Origin of the sequence: Sphingobacterium sp. UBA3519 (assembly GCF_002377215.1) — a bacterium.
Taxonomy (GTDB): domain Bacteria; phylum Bacteroidota; class Bacteroidia; order Sphingobacteriales; family Sphingobacteriaceae; genus Sphingobacterium; species Sphingobacterium multivorum.
In genome coordinates this window covers 77,076-100,018 of sequence record NZ_DFPI01000022.1, presented here as the reverse complement: position 1 = coordinate 100,018, position 22,943 = coordinate 77,076, and the positions used below count along the sequence as shown (strand labels likewise).

General features: G+C 38.5%; 21 protein-coding genes and 1 tRNA gene. 10 read left to right on the top strand and 12 right to left on the bottom strand.

The genetic code is table 11. The features are described from left to right. Positions 1-53: 53 nt before the first annotated feature. Both B3297_RS11485 and folE read right to left on the bottom strand, forming a co-directional pair. Entirely contained in the window at positions 54-1,061 is a 1,008-nt protein-coding gene (locus B3297_RS11485; protein WP_070566891.1) for a CobW family GTP-binding protein, read from the bottom strand. A 66-nt stretch (positions 1,062-1,127) separates the two neighbouring features. After that, positions 1,128-1,799 carry a GTP cyclohydrolase I FolE gene (gene folE / locus B3297_RS11480; protein ID WP_286778921.1) on the bottom strand — a complete coding sequence of 224 codons (672 nt, stop codon included), beginning with the start codon at positions 1,797-1,799 and terminating at the stop codon, positions 1,128-1,130. A gap of 161 nt (positions 1,800-1,960) precedes the next feature. On the opposite strand from folE, the gene B3297_RS11475 reads away from it, so the two are divergent. After that, on the top strand, positions 1,961-2,449 hold the full coding sequence (locus tag B3297_RS11475; protein ID WP_070566887.1) for a hypothetical protein: 489 nt from the start codon (positions 1,961-1,963) through the stop codon (positions 2,447-2,449). Between the two features lie 7 nt (positions 2,450-2,456). Here B3297_RS11475 and B3297_RS11470 read toward each other — a convergent pair whose 3' ends face one another. Continuing rightward, the gene (locus tag B3297_RS11470; protein ID WP_070566885.1) at positions 2,457-2,894 is read right to left on the bottom strand and encodes a helix-turn-helix domain-containing protein; all 438 of its coding nucleotides are present in this window, start codon (positions 2,892-2,894) and stop codon (positions 2,457-2,459) included. 75 nt (positions 2,895-2,969) lie between these two features. On the opposite strand from B3297_RS11470, the gene B3297_RS11465 reads away from it, so the two are divergent. Continuing rightward, entirely contained in the window at positions 2,970-3,662 is a 693-nt protein-coding gene (locus tag B3297_RS11465) for a CPBP family intramembrane glutamic endopeptidase (RefSeq protein WP_070566883.1), read from the top strand. 71 nt (positions 3,663-3,733) lie between these two features. Here the strand turns inward: B3297_RS11465 and B3297_RS11460 are convergent, their stop codons facing one another. After that, positions 3,734-5,026, bottom strand: a complete 1,293-nt coding sequence (locus B3297_RS11460; protein WP_070566881.1) for a DUF389 domain-containing protein — start codon at positions 5,024-5,026, stop codon at positions 3,734-3,736. 396 nt (positions 5,027-5,422) lie between these two features. Between B3297_RS11460 and B3297_RS11455 the strand changes: the two genes are divergently transcribed. Together B3297_RS11455 and B3297_RS11450 are read left to right on the top strand one after the other, a co-directional pair. Next, positions 5,423-6,391 (top strand): ROK family protein, encoded by a 969-nt coding sequence (locus tag B3297_RS11455; RefSeq protein ID WP_046675099.1) that lies wholly within the window; start codon positions 5,423-5,425, stop codon positions 6,389-6,391. 239 nt (positions 6,392-6,630) lie between these two features. Next, entirely contained in the window at positions 6,631-7,014 is a 384-nt protein-coding gene (locus tag B3297_RS11450; protein WP_046675100.1) for a hypothetical protein, read from the top strand. A gap of 134 nt (positions 7,015-7,148) precedes the next feature. Here B3297_RS11450 and B3297_RS11445 read toward each other — a convergent pair. The 4 genes from B3297_RS11445 to B3297_RS11430 all read right to left on the bottom strand — a co-directional run bounded on the left by B3297_RS11445 (position 7,149) and on the right by B3297_RS11430 (position 10,262). Next, positions 7,149-7,230, bottom strand: a tRNA-Leu gene (locus tag B3297_RS11445). A gap of 194 nt (positions 7,231-7,424) precedes the next feature. Further along, positions 7,425-8,483 (bottom strand): hypothetical protein, encoded by a 1,059-nt coding sequence (locus B3297_RS11440; RefSeq protein ID WP_070567155.1) that lies wholly within the window; start codon positions 8,481-8,483, stop codon positions 7,425-7,427. Between the two features lie 201 nt (positions 8,484-8,684). Then, positions 8,685-9,128, bottom strand: a complete 444-nt coding sequence (locus B3297_RS11435) for a hypothetical protein (protein ID WP_286726834.1) — start codon at positions 9,126-9,128, stop codon at positions 8,685-8,687. A gap of 144 nt (positions 9,129-9,272) precedes the next feature. Further along, a complete protein-coding gene (locus B3297_RS11430; protein ID WP_139145017.1) occupies positions 9,273-10,262 on the bottom strand; it encodes a preprotein translocase subunit SecD in 990 nt (329 codons plus the stop codon). A gap of 439 nt (positions 10,263-10,701) precedes the next feature. On the opposite strand from B3297_RS11430, the gene B3297_RS11425 reads away from it, so the two are divergent. From B3297_RS11425 to B3297_RS11415, 3 genes are all read left to right on the top strand, one after another. Then, positions 10,702-11,022, top strand: coding sequence for a hypothetical protein (locus tag B3297_RS11425; RefSeq protein WP_139145016.1), 321 nt, complete (start codon positions 10,702-10,704; stop codon positions 11,020-11,022). Between the two features lie 288 nt (positions 11,023-11,310). Continuing rightward, entirely contained in the window at positions 11,311-11,877 is a 567-nt protein-coding gene (locus B3297_RS11420; RefSeq protein WP_112375870.1) for an RNA polymerase sigma factor, read from the top strand. Positions 11,878-11,879: 2 nt separating this feature from the next. Next, on the top strand, positions 11,880-12,716 hold the full coding sequence (locus B3297_RS11415) for an anti-sigma factor (RefSeq protein ID WP_112375871.1): 837 nt from the start codon (positions 11,880-11,882) through the stop codon (positions 12,714-12,716). Between the two features lie 65 nt (positions 12,717-12,781). Here the strand turns inward: B3297_RS11415 and B3297_RS11410 are convergent, their stop codons facing one another. Further along, positions 12,782-13,516, bottom strand: coding sequence for a ferritin-like domain-containing protein (locus B3297_RS11410; RefSeq protein ID WP_312905311.1), 735 nt, complete (start codon positions 13,514-13,516; stop codon positions 12,782-12,784). A gap of 120 nt (positions 13,517-13,636) precedes the next feature. Further along, on the bottom strand, positions 13,637-14,359 hold the full coding sequence (locus B3297_RS11405; protein ID WP_046675105.1) for a ferritin-like domain-containing protein: 723 nt from the start codon (positions 14,357-14,359) through the stop codon (positions 13,637-13,639). 442 nt (positions 14,360-14,801) lie between these two features. On the opposite strand from B3297_RS11405, the gene B3297_RS11400 reads away from it, so the two are divergent. Together B3297_RS11400 and B3297_RS11395 are read left to right on the top strand one after the other, a co-directional pair. Beyond that, entirely contained in the window at positions 14,802-17,615 is a 2,814-nt protein-coding gene (locus tag B3297_RS11400) for a PAS domain S-box protein (RefSeq protein ID WP_286767059.1), read from the top strand. A 227-nt stretch (positions 17,616-17,842) separates the two neighbouring features. Beyond that, positions 17,843-18,577, top strand: coding sequence for an SDR family NAD(P)-dependent oxidoreductase (locus B3297_RS11395; RefSeq protein ID WP_070566866.1), 735 nt, complete (start codon positions 17,843-17,845; stop codon positions 18,575-18,577). Positions 18,578-18,752: 175 nt separating this feature from the next. On the opposite strand, the gene B3297_RS11390 is transcribed toward B3297_RS11395, so the two are convergent. Together B3297_RS11390 and B3297_RS11385 are read right to left on the bottom strand one after the other, a co-directional pair. Beyond that, the gene (locus B3297_RS11390; protein WP_239468819.1) at positions 18,753-19,832 is read right to left on the bottom strand and encodes a fatty acid desaturase; all 1,080 of its coding nucleotides are present in this window, start codon (positions 19,830-19,832) and stop codon (positions 18,753-18,755) included. Between the two features lie 264 nt (positions 19,833-20,096). Further along, positions 20,097-21,503 (bottom strand): hypothetical protein, encoded by a 1,407-nt coding sequence (locus tag B3297_RS11385; protein ID WP_070566864.1) that lies wholly within the window; start codon positions 21,501-21,503, stop codon positions 20,097-20,099. Positions 21,504-21,628: 125 nt separating this feature from the next. Here B3297_RS11385 and B3297_RS11380 point away from each other — a divergent pair, with 125 nt between their 5' ends. Further along, the gene (locus tag B3297_RS11380) at positions 21,629-22,927 is read left to right on the top strand and encodes a hypothetical protein (RefSeq protein WP_070566861.1); all 1,299 of its coding nucleotides are present in this window, start codon (positions 21,629-21,631) and stop codon (positions 22,925-22,927) included. The last annotated feature ends 16 nt before the right edge of the window (positions 22,928-22,943 follow it).

Genomic DNA, 22,943 nt, shown 5'->3' with positions numbered 1-22,943 from the left:
TCGAGCGCAGCAATTCTAAGACATCGTACATCGATGATGGTATTTACCTCTTATTAATTGGAATGATTTTCCAGTAGCCTTGTGAGAAGGCGCTCTATATACAGACTGTCCAGTTCTTTCCCGATAAAAACCATCGTATTCAACTTTTTATCCTCCTGTTTCCATTGGCTGCCATAACTCATTTCGATACGAGAACCTACAGCTTGAATAATGATTTTTTTGTCGCTATTTTTTTTAAATGCGATTCCTTTTACCCTGTAGATTCTGTTTGTATATTTTCCGACAAGCTTGCTCAAACCAAGGAATAAATTGACGAAATTAAACTCTTCGGCAAAGGTGTAGATTCGTGTCGAAATATCTTTGAGATGTGATTTTCCGAAACTCGATTGACCTAATATTGTCGTCTTATTGGGGGACAGGTTTTTGAGAAAAGAAAACGTTTCTATTTTCTTTGTGTACACTATATCTTCAATTATTTCAAAAGGAAATTCCATTGTTCCTTTCGAATATAAAGTTTTTGCAAGTGGATTTAGGTTCGCTAAATAATTGTACAGCGAATCTAGATAAGTTGGGTGTACATCGTTGGTTTTATTAATGATGATGGCGTCAGCCGCCATAATTTGTCTGAGTACTTCATCTCTTTCCTTGATCTGATCTTCGACAAGAGCGGCATCTACGAGACAAATAATTTTTTTTAAAGGGAAGTAGTTATGGAATATCGGGTGCGTCGTAAAGGGCTCTATAATTGCAGTCGGTATGGCTAAACCAGTACATTCGATAACCAACTCGTCAAAACTATCTTGTTTTTTATAAAGTAATTCAAGCGAACTATAGAGCTCGTCATTTAGCGTACAACAGAGACAGCCTTCCTGAAGTGGAACAAGTTGTCCGTAATTTTCAGTCAGTAACATGCTGTCAACGTTGAGTTGGCCGATTTCATTTTCGATAATAGCAAAACGTTTGTTCGGATATGATTTCATTAGGGCGTTTAGATAAGTAGTCTTTCCGGCACCTAAAAAGCCTGTCAGTATCGTGACAGGGCGAGCATGACTTTTATTCATTTTTTATGATTAAATATGCGATCTATAATTGTCAGAAGTACATGGAAAATTATTCCATATGGTATCTTATTTCAATAAATTAAAGAAGTCATTTCTTTGACTTTCCGATGCGAATATCCCACTATACTCCATGGTAGTTGTACTACTGGTCGTATCTTTAACTCCCCGTGCTGATACACAGAGATGATCTGCGTCAATGAGCACAATAATATCATCCGTTTCTAAGGTCGATTTAAGTTCATTAAAAATCTGTAACGTAAGCCGTTCCTGTACCTGTGGGCGGTGTGCGTAATAATCTACTACACGATTTATCTTTGATAATCCGATTACTTTTTTCTTTGCTACATAACCAATGTGCGCTCGCCCCACAATTGGCAGAAAATGATGCTCGCAGGCTGAATTTACACGTATATTTTTCTCAACCAATAGTTTGTTGTAACCATATCGATTTTCGAATGTGGAAAGTTGGGGCTTATTGGCTGGATTGAGGCCATAGAACAATTCATTGATATACATTTTAGCCACACGATAGGAGGTTCCACTGAGACTATCATCCTGGAGGTCAAGGCCTAGTTCATGCATGATATCCTGAAAAAGCTGCGCGATCTTTTTAATTTTCTCGCTGTCGGTTCGTGTAAATGCATCATGTCGCATAGGTGTATCAATCGAAGTCATGATATGAAGATCGCCTAGATTTTCGATGGGGGAGGAGATGTCTCTTTTTAATGATGTGTTCATAAATAATTCCTTTGTTAGTGTACGCTGATTAGATATACGAAGGCTCCTGCAATTAGGAGTTGTTAACTTATTTTTATAAATATAGTGAAAAAGTAGTAAATGCAATTTAGTTGCATGTAATGTTTTTTCACTATATTTGATTGTCACATCTTTAATAGGCTATGTTTAAGAAATTTACTCTTGTTTTTTTATTCATTTTTTTAGGTGGAGAGTGTTATTCAGTCTTGGCACAAACGGGGTTGGAATCTCAGCATTTAGCAGACCATAAGCCACTCATGAATGAAGTTTGGAAAACCTTTGATACCATGTTGTATAAAGTGAACAAGAAAAATGGGAAAACGATATACACGCCATTTTTTCCCAGTAAGCTTGCAAAAATGGATGGCATGAAGGTGGAACTTCAGGGGTATATGGTGCCGCTCAAGACAGGTCTCCGACATAACAGGTTCCTATTGTCCGTTTTACCTGTTTTACAATGCATGTTTTGTGGGCAAAATGGAATTCCACCGATGGTAGAGATTACGTTGGCTAACAACGATAAAATTTGGTTGAAGGAGAACCCTATTACTTTAAAAGGATATGTCAAGCTTAACGAAAAAGACAGGACTCGGGTTGAAATTTTTATACAAGATGCATCTATCGTAAAGTAGTAGATTGTTAACTACGCCAAATGGTCCAAAGTATGATCCCATAAACCACAACAACCAAAGCAAGCAACAAAAACAGTTCAAAGCTCGTTTCCGGGAAACCACTTGATTGTGATAGAAAGGCGGCTATTAATAAAATACCAATCAATCCGATACCGATACTTAGTATGAGTTTTCGAGGTTTATTAAATGTATTATTGATTTGGTCAGGTTCTGCTGTATCTGAAATATTGCTTTCCTCTTTCAGTACTGCTATATCCAGCTCAAGTTCCCTTGCTATAAGATTTAGGTTATAGGCCCTTGGAAGGACTTCAGCATTTTCAATACGCTGTACGGATCGCAGATTAAGCTTGACCAGATCAGCAAGTTGCTGTTGTGAGTAGCCTCGGTTTATACGTGCATTTTTGATCAGAAGTGCAATTTTTTCTTTACTTGATTTATTGGTCATCTTACGGCATTTTGCGACGTATTCAAATGTCGTAAAATTAAATGATTTAAGGCCATAGCTTTGTAGAAAAAAAGTATGATTGCTATTGTTATTGAATTGTTGGTTTCTTGGTTTTTACTAAAACACTTCTGTCACCAGGATCTTAGGGTGTTGGGCTTTTATGCGAAAGGCAAACTGTTATTTTTAAGTTTGGTTGTACCAATGTTTTATTTGGTTATCCTCTATTTGGGAATAGCCTATTTGGTAGAAAATCCTTATAAATTTAACCCAGAGTATACACTTGGAGATTTTTTTCGAAGTCTTTATTATGTATCAAAAGCAATTATATTTGAAGAATTGATCTTTAGAGGAGCTCTATTGTATATGCTAGTCAGTCGCTTTGGGAAGACAAAAGCTGCATTCATAACAGCCATAGCTTTTGGAGTTTATCACTGGTTTTCATATGGCGTAATCGGACATGTGTTTGAAATGTCAAGAGTTCTTATGTCGACGGGTGTATTTGGTTATTTACTAGCGCGTATATGTATAAAAACAGGTAAAATAATATTTCCAATTGCTTTGCATTTTGCTTATAATTTCACAACAATGGTCGTATTCTCAAAGGAAAAAAATATTGGATTGCAACTTTTGGTAAAAGCTCATGCCGTCGATCCGGTTAGACCTGAAGGAATATTTCCGCTGTTCATTGTCGTTATTTACTATGTAGGCTTTCCAGTATTGTGTTATATTTTCCTTAAATCGTTAAAAAACACGAATGGCTGGTCCTGATCTTTTAATTTTTCCATTACTTGCTTGTTGAGCAGATGCTATTAAAAATATATTTTCCGATGGATTGCCTACTATTGACTAATAATCGCTACACTATCTTTAGGAAAATGATTTTGCAACCATTGTTGTAATTTTTCGTGTTGCGCTAATGGAAGTGGGGTCTTGGTAGCGTATATAAATGCTACGATCCTGGCGACGCTATCGGCCTTTGCATAATGTTGTTGGACACCAATGCTATAGGAATTCAGTTCGGGGAATAATACAGCGATATCGCGATCAAGTTGCGGACTGGCCAACTGGTATTTCGCTAATTCATTGTTTAGGGCGCGTATCGTGAGATCCTTTTCACTTACAGCTGCTGTACGTCTGTCTATTTCGCTTAGAATACTAGATTTTAAATCTAAACTATCCTGATGAATGACAAGGTTAGTATTGGTAATACCAAATGATTCCATTACACGCTGTAAAGATTCTACCTCTTTGTCACTGAATTTTTTTGATAAAAAGGCAAGTTCAAGTTTCTTTGGATTACTATTCATCTCCAGCTTTTCATAGATAACAGTGTAACCTTTGTTGCTGAGTTCCTGTTGAACAAATTGGTTTACCTTGCTGGTGTATTTTTTTTCTTGCAGTAGATTGTATGCAAAATAGACACTTGGCAATACAAGAATAATCGTGATGATGGTAATACTTTGAGTAATTCTTTTTTCGCGTTTTTTATCGATATAATGAGTTTTGGGGTAACGCAAATATTTGACAATGATAAATGTAGCAATGCAGATAAAAACACAATTGATGATGTATAGAAATAAAGCACCCGCAAAATAACTGAGATTACCGATAGCTAATCCGTAGCCTGCAGTACAAAGTGGGGGCATCAAGGCTGTTGCTATGGCAACGCCAGGAATAGGATTACCTTTGTCTACCCTAGTAATAGCGATAACCCCTACTAAACCACCAAATAGTGCAATCATTACGTCATAGATATTGGGCGATGTACGCGCTAATAATTCGGATTGCGCTTCCTTGAAGGGGCTTAAAAGAAAATAAATAAAAGAAACAACTAAGCTTATTAAAGTTGCTATCAATAGATTTTTTAATGATTTTTTTAAGAGGGGGAAATCAAATGTCCCCAACGCAAATCCAGCTCCAACAATCGGGCCCATTAATGGAGATATAAGCATAGCACCGATAATTACCGCTGTAGAATTTACATTTAGCCCTACAGATGCAACCACAATTGCACATGCTAGAATCCATGCATTAGCACCGCGAAAAGAGATATTGCTCACAACATTTTCTAGAACAGCCTCCTTTCGGTCTTCTCCCTGATGTAGATCGAAAAATCTCAATATTTTATTCATTAGCGTATTAATATAGCGGCTCAGCAATTATTCAGCAATTATTAAGACGCTAAAATTATGCCGATTTTAGTCCTCTGTCGTAATTCTGCTATACAAAGTCTTTACGGACAAAAACACTCGTTAATAACGTGAAATCCATTTTTCATTTGGCTGAAATCCCGGGTGACCGGCAGATATCGTTGTCTGCTTTAGGTTGCTGATACTTTATTTTACCTCATATTTATCGGGTATTTAGCACATTTAAATTTTTTAAGTTAGGTTGATCTGGTGGTCGGTAGATCGGCTTTTCAAAGGGGATTAGCATGCTATTTATGGATAATTGTGAAGAAGATTTTGTTGATTCCTTATAAAATATTATCTTTTAGTAATTTTAGAACTTAGAAACACGGAAGAGAAATGTCATTAATAGATTTATCAAAACGCGTGGCGTTGGGAATAGATATCGGTGGAACCAATACAAAATTTGGTGTGGTCAATCATCGGGGTGAAGTACTTGAAAAAGGAAGCATAAAAACAGATGCTTATCAAACGGTGGAAGAGTTTATTGATGCGTTGTACGAGAAAGCTTATCCCTTAATTGAAGCATTTGGTGGTGAACAAAGCTTTGATGGAATTGGTGTCGGCGCGCCTGATGCTAATTATTACACTGGGACAATAGACCACGCTCCCAATCTCCCTTGGAAAGGTGTGATTCGATTTAGCGATTTAATGACGGCCAAATTTAAGATTCCCTGCACCATTACCAATGATGCAAATGCCGCTGCTTATGGTGAAATGCTTTTTGGTGCGGCACGCGGCATGAAAGATTTTATTATGATTACCTTAGGCACGGGCGTAGGAAGCGGCATAGTGGCCGGAGGGAAGCTTATTTATGGACACGATGGCTTTGCTGGCGAATTGGGCCATACCATTGTCAAACCAGGAGGACGAAAACATTGGAGTACGGGTTCTGAAGGAAGTTTAGAGGCTTATGCATCTGCTACAGGGATCACCATTACAGCCAAGAAAATGCGGGCCGAATTTCCGGAATCGATGTTGAATCAATTCCCTGAGGACGCGATCAATTCGAAGACAGTTCATGAATGTGCGCTCAAAGGGGATGCGATAGCCATTGAGGTATTTAGGTATACTGGGCAGAAACTGGGTGAAGCATTAGCAAATTTTGTGATGTTTTCTTCTCCTGAAGCAATTCTACTTTTTGGAGGAGTAATTAAGGCCGGTGATTTTATCTTAAAACCCGCGAAACTCCATATGGAAAGAAACCTTTTTCCTTTGTTTAGAAACAAAGTTAAACTGGTCTTTAGTGAATTGGAAGAGGCTGATGCTGCTATTCTTGGTGCAAGCGCATTGGTCTGGGAAAAATAATATATTGGTTTGTTCTCAAGGCAGAATTACCGCTTATCGGGACTGTTGTGTTTTGAGAACAACTTGGTTAAATCGCTAAAATACAACGGCACTTTCACAGAATATATATGATCTTGTTGTCGGGGATTTATGGAGAAATAACTGACCATTTAATTTATTATAGCGACTGTTATCTTTTTTTGAGAAGCTAAAGGCATAGTCTTTGCTAATAAGTTCTTTTAAACTTAACACTATTCCAAATGAAAAAGACCATTTTTCTCCTTCTGTTGCTGTGTACAGCTTTATTCTCAAAAGCAGATCAACTTCAGGCCTTGACACAAAAGCAAGCCGAAACGGCCGTTGCATACCTTAAAAAAGAACCCATCGTTATTTTATGGTGTAGCTGTTGTGATAATCAAATACCCAAAAAGATTACTGTTCAAGAAGTATATTTCAAGGCATATCCGGATGGAAAATATTATTCTGTGGTTGTAAAAGGACGGGATGAAAGTGGGGCCGAGGTAGAGGAATATGTAGACTTGGCTTATGTGTTCGTAAAAAAAGGTAAAAAAGCGAAAAGCTTAGGAAAAGTGTTGAAATATGAGTGTGACCCTTGTACAAAACCATTTGACTGGGCGGCTTAAATTCTTGACGCGACATATTATCGCTAATCTATTCTGTTTGCTTCAAGAAATTATACCCTCAATGGTGATAACTTAGCATCAAAAAGTACTGGTCAAAAAAAAATCCCAAGCTGAAAGCTTGGGATATTGATAAGTGCGGAAGAAGGGACTCGAACCCCCACGCCTTGCGGCGCCAGATCCTAAGTCTGGTGCGGCTACCAATTACGCCACTTCCGCATTAGGATTTCTTATGATGTCGCAAATATAAAAACCAAAGTGATATCTTGCAAATCGATAAGCGAGATTCCTCCTCCTAAATACGGATCATCCTGTTTATGAATGGAATATTTTTCAATAGGATCCTTGTTTCTTTAATCATGTGATCAGCAGACGGCTTGTTTATCCAATTTTTTGATGAAATGCTTGCTGTCCTAATCAAGTTTTGTTAAGGCCTTTGAATTTCGTAACAAAAATACATATTGAAAGAAGTCTGTTGTATGATTCTTTTCAGCAGGTATGATATTTGCGCCAAAAAGCCGTGATTTTACAGTTATTAAATCTTGAGAAGTAGCATAAGGTGAATGTGCTGCATTGAGTTTAAATAACGATATACTATTTGGTCGACTTAATTCTTTTAGATCCTGAATGCCTTTCACGAGCATAAGTGGGCCATCTGCATTTACCCAATCTACTTTTTCATCTTCAGGGGTTGGAAATTGAGGATTCTTTGGAAGATACATTTCACTAGCAATGGTATAACTAACAAAGCTAGATACTTTATAGCCGCTATTTTTCAAGCGTGTAGCAAAAGGATCATTGGTTGCATCCTTTCCTTTTTGTAAAACATGAAAAAAACCAAATAGTCCATATAGTTTCTGACCATCAATATGGTGATTTTTAATATAATTTTCCAAATTTAACAGCATAGCTGAATCCCTGGATACGTCAGATTTATCCGCTGTAAAGCTTTTGTCTATGCCAATAACAGTGATTTTTGCCGAATCGGCAAGGTGGCGGTTATAATCATAAATTTCGACCCATTTTTGATATAGCTCTAAACTAGACTGTTGCGGGATACGTTTGCGAATGGAGCGAACCACATCTTTCAGTAGGGCGTTATCTTTTAGCGGCTTGGATAAAAAGCTGTTTAGTTTGTTGGCATTTGTACTATCCATCTCAGCAATGTAATATTTAACACCAAGCTTTTTGTTCAAATAAAATAACAGCTCTTTGTCCAACTTTTGATTGTCTGCGTAGCCATGAATTTCCCCAAGTAAGAAAATATCCGAATTATAGAAGCTATTATCGAATAGAGAATCTACAATACGATCCTTAATCTCCGTTTTATGAAGCTTGAGGTACGCTATATTTTCCGCGTTGGTATTTCCTATAAATATCCGATTGGAAATGAAAAAATAGAGAAATAATAGCCCAATAATAGCCAGTATAGAAAAAAATGTAATCTTAATAAATTTAAAAAACTTTTTCATAAATGAGGTTTTGGCAAAGGTATTATTTTTCAAGGAATGAACCAATAAGTATCCATGCATATAATTAAAATATATGTATTGGTGTTTTTAAAAATTGGGTCATTCTTTAATAGAATTGGGTCATTCTTTAATAGAATTGGGTCATTTTTCAATGACTATTTCCATAGGACGATTGTTGGCGCACAGTGAACCGCTGCGGGCTTATTTTACAGTTTTTTGTACAATAACAGCGATTTTGTAGTTACCCCGTAGCGTTTGTGTCCCTTGTTCCTTGTTCGGATAAGGGGCGATATCCTGTAATGAAATGGTATATCCGTTGGTGTTGGCAGTTCTTTGGTAACCTCTATCCTGTAGGTCTATTGTTGCGAGCTTTATTGTCGTGGGTTTAGTTGCTTTTTCTGCGATCTCAATTTCTGCTACTGCAACTCCAGACCAAATACAGTTGACGCCTTCAGGGCAACGGCTATCTTCTGAAATACCATTAAATTTGATCTTGATCGGATATTCTCGCAATGATTTTCTTTGTCCCTCAGCTAAGGATACACTTTCTCTCTCTGTTCTATTTCCAATATTTTCCTTTTGCGTTGCACAACCCGCTAGCGAACAGAATCCTAGCCCAATAATAAGCGTTTTATAATTCATCATCTTCACCGAAATAAAACTAGTATAAATGTTATCCAGTTATCTAGTCATTACTACCAAAATTAAGCCATATTTAAGAAAACGTGCTAATCTTTCGACTCTTAATAGCGCTAAGCTCCTACTTGAATCATTGCTGGGCTTTTGCGATTATTGCTGTGATCCATTTTCATCATGATCTGGCTTTTCAGATTCTTCACAGCGCGAAAAAAATAGACTGGTAATTGACAGTTTTGATGGATCGAATTGTTCGTCTTTCAGAAGCAACAGATTCTGACGGATGTATTTATTTAAGTATCGATCGTCTTGCTCAGGATTGCCAGCAAAATAGGCCTCATTTTCCGATGCAAACTTACTTACATATCTATTGGTGACAGTATCCAAGACGTACTGTTCGAGGTCAGGATAAAATAGGGTATAATATGCGTTACTAAATATTGCTAGGGGGTCAATATAATTTGCCCGATCATAATCCTTCTTCATGGTCAATATTTCGTGCCAGTGTTCTTGATTTGAACCGTCTTGATTTTCTCTTAAAAAACCTCTTTCTCCACCGTAATTGGAGAGTCTGATGGCTAATTTATTCCCTTCAGCCAAATATAGGAAAGCGCTGAAATGTTGAGGTGCACGTTGGGGTCTGTTATAAACAGCTATAAAATCATTGAATTTTTCTTCATTGCTATACTGAAAGACTTGATAAGTACTGTCATGTTCCATAAACTGGTTTTGTACAATAAATTTAAGCGATTGAACCGGTTTGGATTCCTGATGAACAAAAGGGGGGCTGAAACAGTTTGCCTTGTCATTGAAAACCCGATGTGTACTGTCATTATCAAATTGTACATAGGTTTTACCTTCTTCAAAACCTGCCAAATTGATACAAGTACTGTCTGTGAAATTAGGCTTGTGACGCCCATACAGTTGAAATAAAGGGGCTTCATCTGGATAGAAAAGCAGGTAGTCTTTTTCAAAAACATAGGAGCCGAAAACAGATGTAGCATAACCATATAACAGAAATCTGCCATCTTCAAAAAGACAAATCCCGCTATTACCACCATACTGTCCACTGATGGTCTTTGCCTTATCTTTTCCGTTTGGAAAATAGTGAGTGACTTGCTGTGCTTTACTATTTGTTACCATAAGGATAAGACTAATTAAGCCTAGAATTTTTTTAATGAATGACGTGCTTTTACTTTCTTTCCGCATATCTTTTGTTATTTATCAAATTTAAACCATTGCAACACTGGTTCAATGGTGGTATTTACAATCCGTGCAGGCATTTTACGATTCGCCGAAACCTGTAATGGGGCAAACTAACACATATTCACGCGCTTGGTAAATTAGTGGTTTTATCCGTCGTATTTTCAATTTACATTAACATTTTTTTCCACCTATTAGAACAAAATATACCCCTACTTAGACCGCTGGTTCGAATATCTTTGATTCTCGTCTGATGAACACTTCGCCTGCTTTGGATGTTCATGGAAATTTATGATGATTTTATTATAGCCAATAAGATAAATAGATGTCAACACTAACCCGTATAAATGCATATATGCATCTCAAAAAACATATTCGAATGAATGTAATTGCAGATCTTGATATGAGTATTTTCTATTTTAAGAAAAGACCTTTCATCGTGATGGATTTGTCAAATGAAAAGATATATTTCAATGATAGTGGATTAGAATGGTTGCGTTCAGAAAAACAAATATTGCAGCCTGTTCAATGGACTCGGAGTAAGTATCTTCCCCCCAAAAATTGGGTGGGACTAGCTGTTAATAACCAAAGAGATGATTTGATTATCCAGTTAATTGATGAATTTTATCTGGCGACATGTGATATGCTATCGATAAATCCAATTTCTAAGGGGAATTCGTCCGACAAAATAAAGCTTTAGACAGATTTTAATAGATTTAAATGTGATTCGTCCTCCCAGGCGGAATCAAATCATGAAAAACTAGCATTGAAAATTAGAAATACAAAAAAGAGTAAATTAGTACGATATGGTGGAAGCAAATCATGCATTGCGTATTAAAATATAAATAATAATGAGGATTAACAGAAAATAGGCTAACTTATATTAGGTATTTTAACCCGTTTTATAGGTACTTTAACTTGTTTTGTCTTTGCTGCTTTTTTTTTTAAATTTTTAATTTTCATCTTTAGCGTATTATAAACGTAAAATTTGAGTCCATTACACAACCTTTCTGAAGAAACATTGATTCTTTTATTGAAAAAAAAAAATCAACAGGCTTTTAGTTATCTTTATGATCACTATGCCGATGCACTCTTTGGTGTGGTTTGTCGTATCGTGGTCTCAACGGAGCATGCGGAAGAAGTCATCCAAGATGTATTCGTCAAAATTTGGCGATATATCGATGTTTTCGATGCAGAAAAAGGCCGCCTTTATACCTGGATGATTAACATTGCCCGCAATACAGCCCTCGATCATCGAAAATCAAAAGCTATCGTAAACGAGCAGAAAAACCAACCGCTCTCAAATATCGTAAATAGGGAGGAAGAACAAGATCTAAGTCAGGGCGAACAACACACGAAAGCAGATTTTATTGGATTTAAAAATATTTTAGATAAATTGAAGCCGGAATGGCGAATCTTGATTGAGATGGCCTACTATGAAGGATATACACAACAAGAAATCGCTGAACAGCTTGATGTGCCGCTAGGAACAGTAAAAACACGTACCAGGGCAGCTTTTATACAATTACAACAATTACTAAAAGAGTACCGCTAGTTTTGGATATTAGAGCATACATATCGTCGGGGATTATTGAATCGTACGTTTTGGGACTTGCTTCTGAAGAGGAAGTGAGCATCTTGAATTGTATCCGAAAAAATAATAGCGAAGTGGAACAAGCCATCATCGAAGCAGAGATTGCACTCGAAGATTTGGCCGATAGCCAAGCGATAGAGATGCCTATGCAATTAAAACAGGATATATGGAATAAACTCATTGCAGAAAATCTAGTACCAAACGAAGATCATAAAATTGATGAAACATTAGTACCTTCTTCTACGGACCATAACGACGTAATTGTTATGGATACCGAAAAGAAAACGCTTGTTGCTCGATCATACAAGTGGACTATTGCTGCAAGCCTATTGTTAGCCGTTAGTATTGGTGCTAATATCTTCCTATATCAACGTAAACAAGATACAGCGAATAAGCTAAATCAGACGACGTCCTTACTTGATGCTGAGCAGGCAAAACTTGCTACCCTACAGGATAAATGGGCTCTCGTTCAAAATCCAGCAATAAAAACAATCCCTCTGAAGGGGGTAGAAACTAAACCCGATTACCTTGCTTTGGTATTCTGGGATCAAGTATCAAAGACGGTTTATCTGAGTATTGAGCACATGCCTGTTGCACCCAAAGGTAAGCAATATCAACTGTGGGCAATGGTCGATGGTAAACCTGTTAATGCCGGTGTTTTTCCACTTGACTTAAAAGGAGATACAGCAAGTAAGATGCTGGATATTCCAAAGGCCCAGGCTTTTGCTATTACCCTCGAAGATGAAGGCGGCAAAGATGTACCGACACTCACAGCATTATGTGTAATGGGGAGTATATAAAAAACAATGCCCTGATGGGATAAACCGATCAGGACATGCTAAAAACAGGTAAACTACGTCTTTTGTTAGGATTTTATAAAAAGACCTGCAATATTAAGTACAGCTTCTGCAGTTAGAGGTTCATCGAAAGACTGGGTTGCTGCATTGGTCGAAATTTTCCCCATGGCACCTGCCAATGTTGTAATATCCACTCCCGCTTGTGTTATATTATTTTCGCCTGCATATACCGGATCGACAACTGCGCCAATACCACTGTCATTACTTCCTGTAATCCAAGGTTTTTGATTGGCAGCTCCACCTCCGCGAGCACGACGCATTTGGCGGATATGAGAGGCATGTCGTGCCTCAACAGAATGGATCTGAAGCGCCGCAGTCAGTACAACACGATTGCCGAGTAAAATTCCCGCTTGCCCTTTATAAGCTCTTACCCCGGTGTCTTCAAATGCTTGTGCGATAGCTAAAAATGTGTCGTAGTCACTGAAAACATTGCCGAAAGTCCCCCCAGCGGTGAAATCAAAGATTGGCTTTGAAACAGCTTTATTGCCTAATACCTGTTTAAGAAAATTCACATGTGCAATTTCATGGTCACGAATGGTGGTTATCGCACCGAGTGGTTTACCTGTGGGGATAAGACCTGCTTTGGCAACAGCCATAGTGTAGTATTCTGCTTCGAGATATTCCAAAGTCAACGCATAGTTGAGTACTCCATTGACATCTGTGGGAGCCGTAGCACCATAAGCTTTTTTAAAGAGCTCACCTATCATAAAGGGCAGGGCAGCCAAAGTTATTTTTTTGCTCATTGAAGCCAAACTTTTAATTGCTTCGCGACGAGGGCTGATGCGATCGCTGAATTCAGGATCTACAGCATTTATTTGTTCAAAAACGTTTAAGAGATTCATGATAATCAGTTTTTAGGTGAATTAATAAGTTGGTAGATCGCTCACATCAATCTTGGATTTAATAAATGGCGCTGCGGCACTAAGGACAACGCTTGGACTCTTTGCGACATCAAGACCATTTGAATCCACTACTTCCTGATTGGCAAAGCTACCATTGTCGATCATATCCCTGACCCAGGCGGCATGTCTAGCTTCAACAGACACGATCTTGCCAGCCAACAGTAAATAATTGACATCTTTTATTAACCATCCAGCACCATTGTAGGCCGAAACGCCAAGATCTTCAAATGTTTTTGCTGTTGCCAGTACCGTTTCGCGGCTGCTGAAATTGATACCGCCTAAATTAAATTCAAGACTTGAAATGGCTTTGGCCCCTAGGGCTACCTTGAAAAACTCACGATGAGCAATTTCATGATCACGGATATCCGTAAAAAAAGTTTTTTCCATGTCCGTCATGCCACTATAGGGGTTGTTGACTAGCTGGATATAAAATGCAGCTTCAAGTTGTTCAAGTGCATAGGCATAATTTAGGATGGCAATGTCGCCGCTACCAAAGTACATGCCCTTACCACCGTTATCCATGCCATCATCGTGGTCTTTTTTGCAGCTCGACATACCCAGGATGGCTAATGTAGCAGCACTGGCTCCTGCATATTTTAAAAAATCTCTTCGTCTGAGATCTCTTTTGTCCATGTCACTATTGGAGTTCAATAGTGTTTCGTTGTGGGAGGTTATCTTTTCCATAACAAAAGTCTTTTAGTTTATAATTTTTTTCTGTACTTATACCCATTTACGACTTTTTGGAAAGCTTGGATTTCATAAATTCTTTTTTTTTAAAATATATTTTTGGCATTGAAAAACCGATATAATCTTCTCCCTTTTGGGAACCGAAGGCAGCACGGCGCTTATTATCGGTGATCTTTTAATCTAATAGTTTGTTTTTTATTTAAAACTATTTTAATACAGCGGTGTTCATGATTATATTTTATCATGCTATTACCGCTGGTTTTCTACTTTTTACGATAGACTAAGAAAAGTTAAAACCAAATCGATATTAATTGGGCATTGGAATGATTCAAATCAATCGTTAAAGATTAGTGAAATATTATTTGTACGTTAGCGCATGCTATACATTTGGACCTATAAAGACTTCGAAGATAAAATTATTAACAATACAGGCTTTTGAATGAACGCTAAATTATCGCCAAAGAATGAATCAGATCGGATACGCGTGTTGCATGAATACGAAATTTTAAACACAGCAGCCGAGGAAGAGTTTGACCGCATTACGAAAATTGCATCACTAGTCTGCGGTACACCCATCTCATTGATTTCACTAGTGGATAAGGATATGCAGTGGTTTAAATCGCGGGTTGGCTTGGAGATAGACGAAACAACGCGCGATGTTTCTTTTTGCCAATATACGCTGGAAGAAGATCAGCTGATGGAAGTTGAGGACGCCAAAAAAGACGATCGCTTCAAATCGAATGAACTCGTTACCTTAGAACCAAACATTCGCTATTATGCTGGATTACCATTAATCGATCCCAACGGATATGCCTTAGGGGCCTTATGTGTTATTGATCGTGTTCCAAGGCAGCTCGATCAGCATCAAAAAGAGATCCTAACCCTTCTTCGGGATGAGGTTGTCGCGCTTATTGTCAACAGAAAAGAAAAAGAAAAGTATAAAGAAAGTGAACAAAAACTGAAAGCATTTTTCGATAACTCTCAGGGACTTATGTGTACGCATGATCTGAAGGGCAATTTTATAGCCGTCAATGAAGCTGGAGCCAAGACTTTGGGCTATACACGGGAGGAGATTCAGTTACGATCACTTTTTGATATTGTCCCATCGGAGGGGCACAAGAATTTACAGGACTATCTGGGCGCAATTGTTCAACGCGGAACAATCAAAGGAGAAATGCGAACCTTGACACGCTCGGGTGAGACGCGTATCTGGATGTTTAATAATATTTTGCAGACCAATGGGAACAAAATACCCTATGTGATTGGCAATGCCGTGGATATTACGGAACAGCATTTTCTAGAAAAGGAACTGAAGCATGCCCAAGCAACATTGATGCGGACTGGAAGGGTAGCTAGAATTGGAGGCTGGGAATATACGCCTGCTGATGGGAAGATTGTTTGGTCCGAAATTACGCGAGAAATTCATGAAGTACCCGAAGACTATGAACCAGAGCTAACAACTGCGTTACAGTTCTATAAAGCGGGATCAAGTAGGAATAAAATACGGACTGCCATTGAACATGCACTCGCTACGGGAGAAGCTTGGGATTTGGAGCTTGAGATTGTCACCTTCGCTGGTCATGAAATGTGGATACGTGCATTGGGAAATGCTGATTTTGAAAATGGCCATTGCGTTCGTTTATACGGTACCTTTCAGGATATTGATAAGCGTAAACGCATCGAAGCAGAGTCTTCGAATTCAAAAAAACTGCTTTCAGAAGTATTGGATGCAACCTCCGCTGTAGCTATTATCGCGACCGATACGACTGGTGTAGTCACATTGTTTAATACAGGAGCGGAAAACCTTTTGGGATACCGCAGTGAAGAGGTCATTGGGAAATTGGGGCTTGAACATTTTCATTTGAAAGAGGAGCTCGTGTTGAGAGCTAAGGAACTGGAAGTTGAATTAGGACGTTCGGTAGATAAACTTCGTTTCTTTGTAGATATGGCAGAGCTGCATGGTGCTGAACAGCGAGAGTGGACCTATTGTCGAAAAGATGGATCTAGATTGTATGTTTCCTTAGCCGTTACATTTATTCGGGATATTAACGAAAATGTTATCGGTTATCTTGCGATTGCAACTGATATTAGCCGGATTATTCATCAACGGGAAGAGCTGGAAAAGGCGAAATTAGTAGCTGAACAGGCAAGTGCAGCAAAATCACAATTTTTGGCAAATATGAGCCATGAGCTTCGTACACCTTTGAATGGGATTGTTGGCTTTACCGATTTGTTGCTTGGGACAGCACTTGAAGATACTCAAAGGGAATATCTGAGTATCGTTGATCAATCAGCCAATTTATTGCTTGGAATTGTAAACGACATTCTAGATTTCTCCAAAATTGAGGCTGGCAAACTAGAACTGGACGTTGAACAGACGGATCTTCAGGACTTGGTTATTCAACTGACAAACTTTCTCAATATGCAGATCAAAGCCAAAAATTTAGAGTTTTATCTGAATATCGCGGCCGATGTGCCACATTATATTTGGGTTGATGCCCTCCGTATCAAGCAAGTATTGATGAATTTATTGAGCAACGCCACAAAATTTACCGAGAAGGGAACCGTTGAACTCAGCATTACAGTAGAATCACATGATGCCACCCAGGCTGTTCTGTGCTTTAGCGTCAAAGATACAGGCATAGGTATCAAAGAGGACAATGTGGAACGGATATTTGATGCATTCACACAGGAAGATAACTCGATGACTAAACGTTATGGGGGAACTGGCCTTGGACTAACAATATCGAATAAATTGCTTAAAATGATGGGCAGTGAATTGAAATTGGAGAGTACCTTTGGTGCCGGTAGTCGTTTCTTTTTCACTATTAATGTTCCCGCCGTTTGGGAAATTAATGCGTGGGATGAATTAAAAAAAATAAAGGATGTACTAATTGTTGCAGAGGAAGAGTCGGAGCGAAATGATTTGGATCGGATGTTATCGTTAAAGAAGATTAATACCGTGCATGCAAAAACTGGATTTGAGGTATTACAGATATTAAAAAAGGGACATCATTTTGATGCAATTTTGATCGATCATCAATTGCCTATCATCAGCGGTATTGAAACGATACAGAATATTCGTGAAAAAAATTTCGATAACAATACTGAGCCGACCATTATTCCTATTTTTAGTTCGAATCAGCAGGATATAGAACAGCTATGTCATTCCGTGGCCATAAGTAGATGGTTAGTCAAACCCTTTACGCCGGAGGAGCTGTATACAGCTTTAGTAAAGGTGAACGTTTCTTAGTTTGAAGTAAGCTCTCAAAGTTGCATGAGCCGTATTTACGACCTAAGTTATCCATTTATGCACAGTTAATAGGTTCTCTTGATAGGGAGATGATGAAGTGTCTGATTTCCTTTGAATATGATTTTTTTGATTTCTAGCGTATCAAGAGCATGTTTATTATCGCAAGTTTCGGATTTTACAGCATTATCTTTCTGGATAGCTTTGTGTTGGATAATAAATAAAACACCATGCAAATTTTTAAAGATAAAGTCATCCTGATTACAGGGGCTAATAGGGGGATAGGAAAGTCACTGGTAAGTGCATTGCTCAATAACGGTGCAGGGAAGATATATGCAACCTGCCGGGATTTAAAAAATATGCCAGCATTCAACGATCATCGAATCGTACCGCTGCAACTAGACATTACCGATGTTAAACAAGTAGAAATGAGTGCGCTAGCAGCCCCAGATACTGAGATTCTGATTAACAATGCAGGAACCTTAAATCCAGGGAATATGCTACAAGGAGAAGTATTGGCTATGGAAAATGATCTGAAGGTAAATTATTTTGGAACAATAAACATGATGCGTGCATTTGCTCCAATTCTGATAAAGAATAGGCCATCTATCATGATCAACATTGTTTCGATTGCCGCCTATTCGCCTTTACCTTCTATTGCTGGGTACGCTGCTTCCAAAGCAGCACTTTATTCTGCTACACAATCTGTTCGAATTGAACTGGCTAAAAGGGATGTGACAGTATATGCTGTTAATCCGGGAGCAATTGATACCGATATGAACAAGGGAAGTGATTGGGATATGCCAGACCCAGATCGTATCGCAATAAAGATAGTAGAAAGTGTCGCAGCCGGAAACCTCGATATAGTCCCGGATGAAATGGGACAAGGTATGTATGCCGCATGGCGAGAAGAGCCTGCGAAATTATCAAAAATATTTTCTGATCTCTATCATCAAGAAAATTAGATGTTCACTATTGTTCGGCGCTATCGATGTTTATGAGTAGCGCCGAACAGTATGCTGACGATCAAAGAAGACGCTGTCTCCAAAGTCGATTTTACAATTCGGATCCAAATAAAATTTGAAACTTTATTACATTAAATGGAAAAGGACCAAGATCGCTTCGAAATGCAACGATTGACTATTCTTTTGATTTTAGGTATGGGATACGATATAGTTCATCAAATCTTTTCTTATCATCCCGATAGCTGCTGACGGCTCCAAATTTATGCATCATTTTAATATAGCACCATGCGAGATCTATCTGATAAGGCTTAAAGCCACTCCGCGCACTCTTTGGATATAAATGGTGGTTGTTGTGCCATTCGCCTGCTACAATGCCAGGCCATAACTGGTTTATGGATTTGTCTCTCTCATTGAAATCGATACCTTCACGTTGTTTGTCTTCACCTTTTGCATGCCCTTCATAGTTGAATGTGCGCACACCGACTGCCCAAAAGCCGGCGGCTCCAAAGAGTGTACAGGCAAGTGCGTGACCACCGATTAAATAAAAGGCGGCATACCAAAAAGCCCAGTTTAATATCCAGGATCCTATTGCATGTGAAGGATTGACGTACGACCCCCACTTTTGATATTGCGCATAACTATTAGCTGTTACACCCGTGTGTCGCATAAGCAATTTGACGCGGTTATAGGAATTTTCCGTAAGGTTCTTAGCAATAGGCTGGTGATTTACATCGGCTAAAAAACAGTATAGAAAGCCAGCTTGGGCATTATAGGGATCACCCGGTTTATCGGATTTTGCGTGGTGAACATGATGTGAAATAACATATATTTCTTCGGGAATTACATTGATGGTCAAATTCTGCGTGAAAAAACGCCAGAAACCGTTGCGGAATTTAAATGCGCCGTGTGTCGCAAATCGATGATGCCATATCGTTCCATGGGTCCCCATAACGATCATACTGTACAGGAACGCGGCTAACACAGTCCACCAACTGAAATGGTAAACCAAAAAGAGGATAAAAAAGGGGATGAGGCAAGCTACTTTTAACCAGCTAAAAAAGGGTAACCAATTTCGTTTATCCTTAAAAATATTAAGGCGTTTGAAGAATTCAGTGAAAATTTCTTTTTTGCTTGGCTTTACGAGATTTCCATCGGCGTCTTTCCATCCGTAGGTTGGAACTTGCAGGACATGGTCTAAAAAGGGCATTTGTGGTTGATGTAAATTATAATTTTTGCTAAAGGTATCATATTCCATGGTTAAAAAGTGTTAATGTTAAAAGTTTAACATATCCTTAAGATGTATCAAGCAATTCGAGAAGGATGAAATAGCTTGCTGGAAGATATAATATTAATAAGCAAAGGCATCACGATTAATGCTTATTTTACCATAAAGTGATACGGAATTTAAAGGGAGTTTATAGCTATTCATCCGAATGAGGTCCCTATAAGGTCCGTATGAAGTCCCTATAAGGTCCCTGTTATTATTAAAGTTTTAAGGGCCATATTCTAACACTTTATACTATTGTTCTTTAATGAATTTCATCTCAAACTCATTCTCTTTTCTTACGACTTGTTTTAGGTCAGGCGTAAATTGAAGTTCTATTCCAAGCCCCATTTTGAAGAGATCATTTCCAAGATAATCGAGCGCTACATTTTCTTGACTGGGGGCCTCTAAAATAAGCATACTGTCTTTCTGTACAAAGGTGAGCTTAAATGCGGGCGATATCTCGGCAGCATAGGTGCCCAAATAGCGCTCGATGTGTTCGATAGCCCGTTTTTTTACCTCATAAGGTTCTATGGCGGTAATATTTTCCATATTTTCTAAACGTGCCATCAATCCCCAGCCATAAAAATCATTGGATATTCCAATGAGCAATTGGTTTTCACCTTTTTTAAGTTTTAAGCGGCTATTCCCGTTCTGTACAGATATCCTTCCGTCGGGATACCTTTTCATATTCTGCCTAAAGATATTTTTGTCTGTGTAGGTAATCTGATCATTTAGGTAAAGCCATATTTCATCTGAGAATCCAAGCTGGAGATTAGCTAATGTAGGTTCTTGTGCTGTAATAATAGTTTTTAGCCATATTATCCGACGCTTTTCGGCACTACCGAAGCGTCTTGTAAGGTTTACCAATCCATACCGCTCGGTTGCTATTTTTTCCGTGAAGGCTTCGTCTTTCGGCAGGTCACGAAAAGTAGTTGGTTCTCGCCCTTCTTCCAAAGTCGTGGGTTGGGTTATCGACCAACTTCGGATATAATTGGCCTCATGTCGGGTCAGGTCCACACCTTCGGCTTGCGGTAGGTTCTCAATTTCATTAGGTTTAATCTCGATATTACTGATGTATGCATCGCCGTCGAAGGCAATGCTTCCAGTATTTTCTCGTCCCTCGAGTTTTGGTACGGTCAATCTCAAGCTGTTATTGACAAAAACCTGCATTTGCACACCTGATATGACGAGTTTAATATGATTCCATTCTTCTGTTTTAGCAGCCGCAGGTGCCTGATATTGGGGATAGATGTCCCACATGTTGACACCGTCTAAGATGGGACAGTACTGAATGCCTTCATTAGCGAATGGATGAGCCATTTTAGGAACTCGGAGATAGACAATCTCCTGTTCTTTTTCATTTTTTCGATGAAAATAAATGGCGCTGGCGAACTCTGTTTTTGAAGGTATCACATCATACTCGATGGTTCCGTCTTTAAAAATTAAGTCTTTAATCACGACTGGACCAGATGCTGGAGCGATTTTCATTGCTTTACGACCTTTAAAGTTTAGAAAATCAACTTTTCCGTGCTGGAAGGACCATTGTTCTGCGTTTAATGGAATGCTCTTGCTTATTGATGCTTTGCTATTTTTTTCTTGAGTATAACTTTGTAATAGAATGACCCATATGAAGGCTAGTGTCAAAAATATCTTTTTCATGTTAATTAAATTTTTGATAAATTTAACGGATAGACCTTATTTCAACTCGCTCAACCTTGCGGCAAGTTTATTCAAGTTTGTTCAAGCAGATTGTTTGTTTTTAAAATGTTGATATATAATAAATTATGGTTAAGTTGAGTGATCCCGAATTGTTTCTGCATCTTAAGAATTCCATTGAAAATCAACTTGAATGGGGGGAAACAGCTCATTGGAGTACAGCTGATTTTGAAAAACTTTCGGACAAGATACAGGAGAAAACGGGAGTAATACTTAGTGTTTCTACGTTGAAGCGGATTTTTGGTAGGATTGATTACCAGAGCAAACCAGCCCTCACGACATTAAATACATTGGCGCGCTACGTTGATCATGAGGACTGGCGGGCTTTTCGGAATGCTTATGCACAGAAATATATACCGCAGGAGCAGGCATTGCATAAATCCGCTTTTGAACCAAAGGTGAAGAAAAGAAAACAGCACGGTCCTATATTTATTATCGCTATTTCATCTGTTTTCGTCCTTGTCTTGGTCGGACTTTTCGGTAATAGGTTTATTCCAAATAAGAAGCCTATTAATAATAGTGCCTTCCACTTCTCGTCGAAGACAATGCTGACAGAAGGCTTGCCAAATTCGGTCGTTTTTAATTACGATGCTTCTGCTGCAAATGAAAACGATTCGGTATTTATTGCACAAAGTTGGGACACCAGCCGTAAGATACAGGTGGATAGAAAGGGCAAACACCATTCTGCGATTTATTATTATCCAGGTTACTTTAGAGCTAAACTGATTATTGGGAATAAAATTGTTCGAGAACATGATATACAGATTAAAACCAATGGCTGGCTAGGATTAGTAGAAGCAGCCTCGGGAAAGGAGCCTTTGTATTTCAAAAAAACTGAAATCGTGTTACCCCATGAAACTGCCATTACTCAGGAATTGTTGAATAGCTATAACGTCGACCTCCTCCCTGATGCTCCACTGGTAAGACTTTACAATCAAAAGGATATGACAGGAGTTATGACCGACAACTTTAGTTTTGAAACAGACATCAAAACAGGAGCGAGCAATAATGGTAATAATTGCCAGCGTGTGGAAGTACTCTTACAGGCTAAAAACGATATCATCATTGTACCTTTAGTAAATACAGCCTGTATCGGTGACATAGCTCTTACAGCTGGTGGCTTTTATACGGATAGCAAACAAGATGACCTCAGTGGATTTGGCTGCGATCTTTCCAAGTGGACCAAGCTTAAAATAGTTTGTAAAAATCAGCAGGTTAAATTTTGGATCAATGATAAACCTACATACACTACGATGATTAAAAATGCACCAACTGAAATAGTTGGTTTGCAATATCGTTTTAAAGGGGCAGGTTTTGTTAGAAATACCCGTTTAAGTGGGTCGGAGAGGAAGGATATTAGTTTTTGATAGGTAAACCAATTAT

What these genes read in the sequence shown, in the direction of transcription:
- B3297_RS11485 (WP_070566891.1), bottom strand. Translation starts at nt 1,061, where the DNA reads ATGAATAAAAGTCATGCTCGCCCTGTCACGATACTGACAGGCTTTTTA.
- folE (WP_286778921.1), bottom strand. Translation starts at nt 1,799, where the DNA reads ATGAACACATCATTAAAAAGAGACATCTCCTCCCCCATCGAAAATCTA.
- B3297_RS11475 (WP_070566887.1), top strand. Translation starts at nt 1,961, where the DNA reads ATGTTTAAGAAATTTACTCTTGTTTTTTTATTCATTTTTTTAGGTGGA.
- B3297_RS11470 (WP_070566885.1), bottom strand. Translation starts at nt 2,894, where the DNA reads ATGACCAATAAATCAAGTAAAGAAAAAATTGCACTTCTGATCAAAAAT.
- B3297_RS11465 (WP_070566883.1), top strand. Translation starts at nt 2,970, where the DNA reads ATGATTGCTATTGTTATTGAATTGTTGGTTTCTTGGTTTTTACTAAAA.
- B3297_RS11460 (WP_070566881.1), bottom strand. Translation starts at nt 5,026, where the DNA reads ATGAATAAAATATTGAGATTTTTCGATCTACATCAGGGAGAAGACCGA.
- B3297_RS11455 (WP_046675099.1), top strand. Translation starts at nt 5,423, where the DNA reads ATGTCATTAATAGATTTATCAAAACGCGTGGCGTTGGGAATAGATATC.
- B3297_RS11450 (WP_046675100.1), top strand. Translation starts at nt 6,631, where the DNA reads ATGAAAAAGACCATTTTTCTCCTTCTGTTGCTGTGTACAGCTTTATTC.
- B3297_RS11440 (WP_070567155.1), bottom strand. Translation starts at nt 8,483, where the DNA reads ATGAAAAAGTTTTTTAAATTTATTAAGATTACATTTTTTTCTATACTG.
- B3297_RS11435 (WP_286726834.1), bottom strand. Translation starts at nt 9,128, where the DNA reads ATGATGAATTATAAAACGCTTATTATTGGGCTAGGATTCTGTTCGCTA.
- B3297_RS11430 (WP_139145017.1), bottom strand. Translation starts at nt 10,262, where the DNA reads ATGGTAACAAATAGTAAAGCACAGCAAGTCACTCACTATTTTCCAAAC.
- B3297_RS11425 (WP_139145016.1), top strand. Translation starts at nt 10,702, where the DNA reads ATGAATGTAATTGCAGATCTTGATATGAGTATTTTCTATTTTAAGAAA.
- B3297_RS11410 (WP_312905311.1), bottom strand. Translation starts at nt 13,516, where the DNA reads ATGAGCAAAAAAATAACTTTGGCTGCCCTGCCCTTTATGATAGGTGAG.
- B3297_RS11405 (WP_046675105.1), bottom strand. Translation starts at nt 14,359, where the DNA reads ATGGAAAAGATAACCTCCCACAACGAAACACTATTGAACTCCAATAGT.
- B3297_RS11400 (WP_286767059.1), top strand. Translation starts at nt 14,802, where the DNA reads ATGAACGCTAAATTATCGCCAAAGAATGAATCAGATCGGATACGCGTG.
- B3297_RS11395 (WP_070566866.1), top strand. Translation starts at nt 17,843, where the DNA reads ATGCAAATTTTTAAAGATAAAGTCATCCTGATTACAGGGGCTAATAGG.
- B3297_RS11390 (WP_239468819.1), bottom strand. Translation starts at nt 19,832, where the DNA reads ATGGAATATGATACCTTTAGCAAAAATTATAATTTACATCAACCACAA.
- B3297_RS11385 (WP_070566864.1), bottom strand. Translation starts at nt 21,503, where the DNA reads ATGAAAAAGATATTTTTGACACTAGCCTTCATATGGGTCATTCTATTA.
- B3297_RS11380 (WP_070566861.1), top strand. Translation starts at nt 21,629, where the DNA reads ATGGTTAAGTTGAGTGATCCCGAATTGTTTCTGCATCTTAAGAATTCC.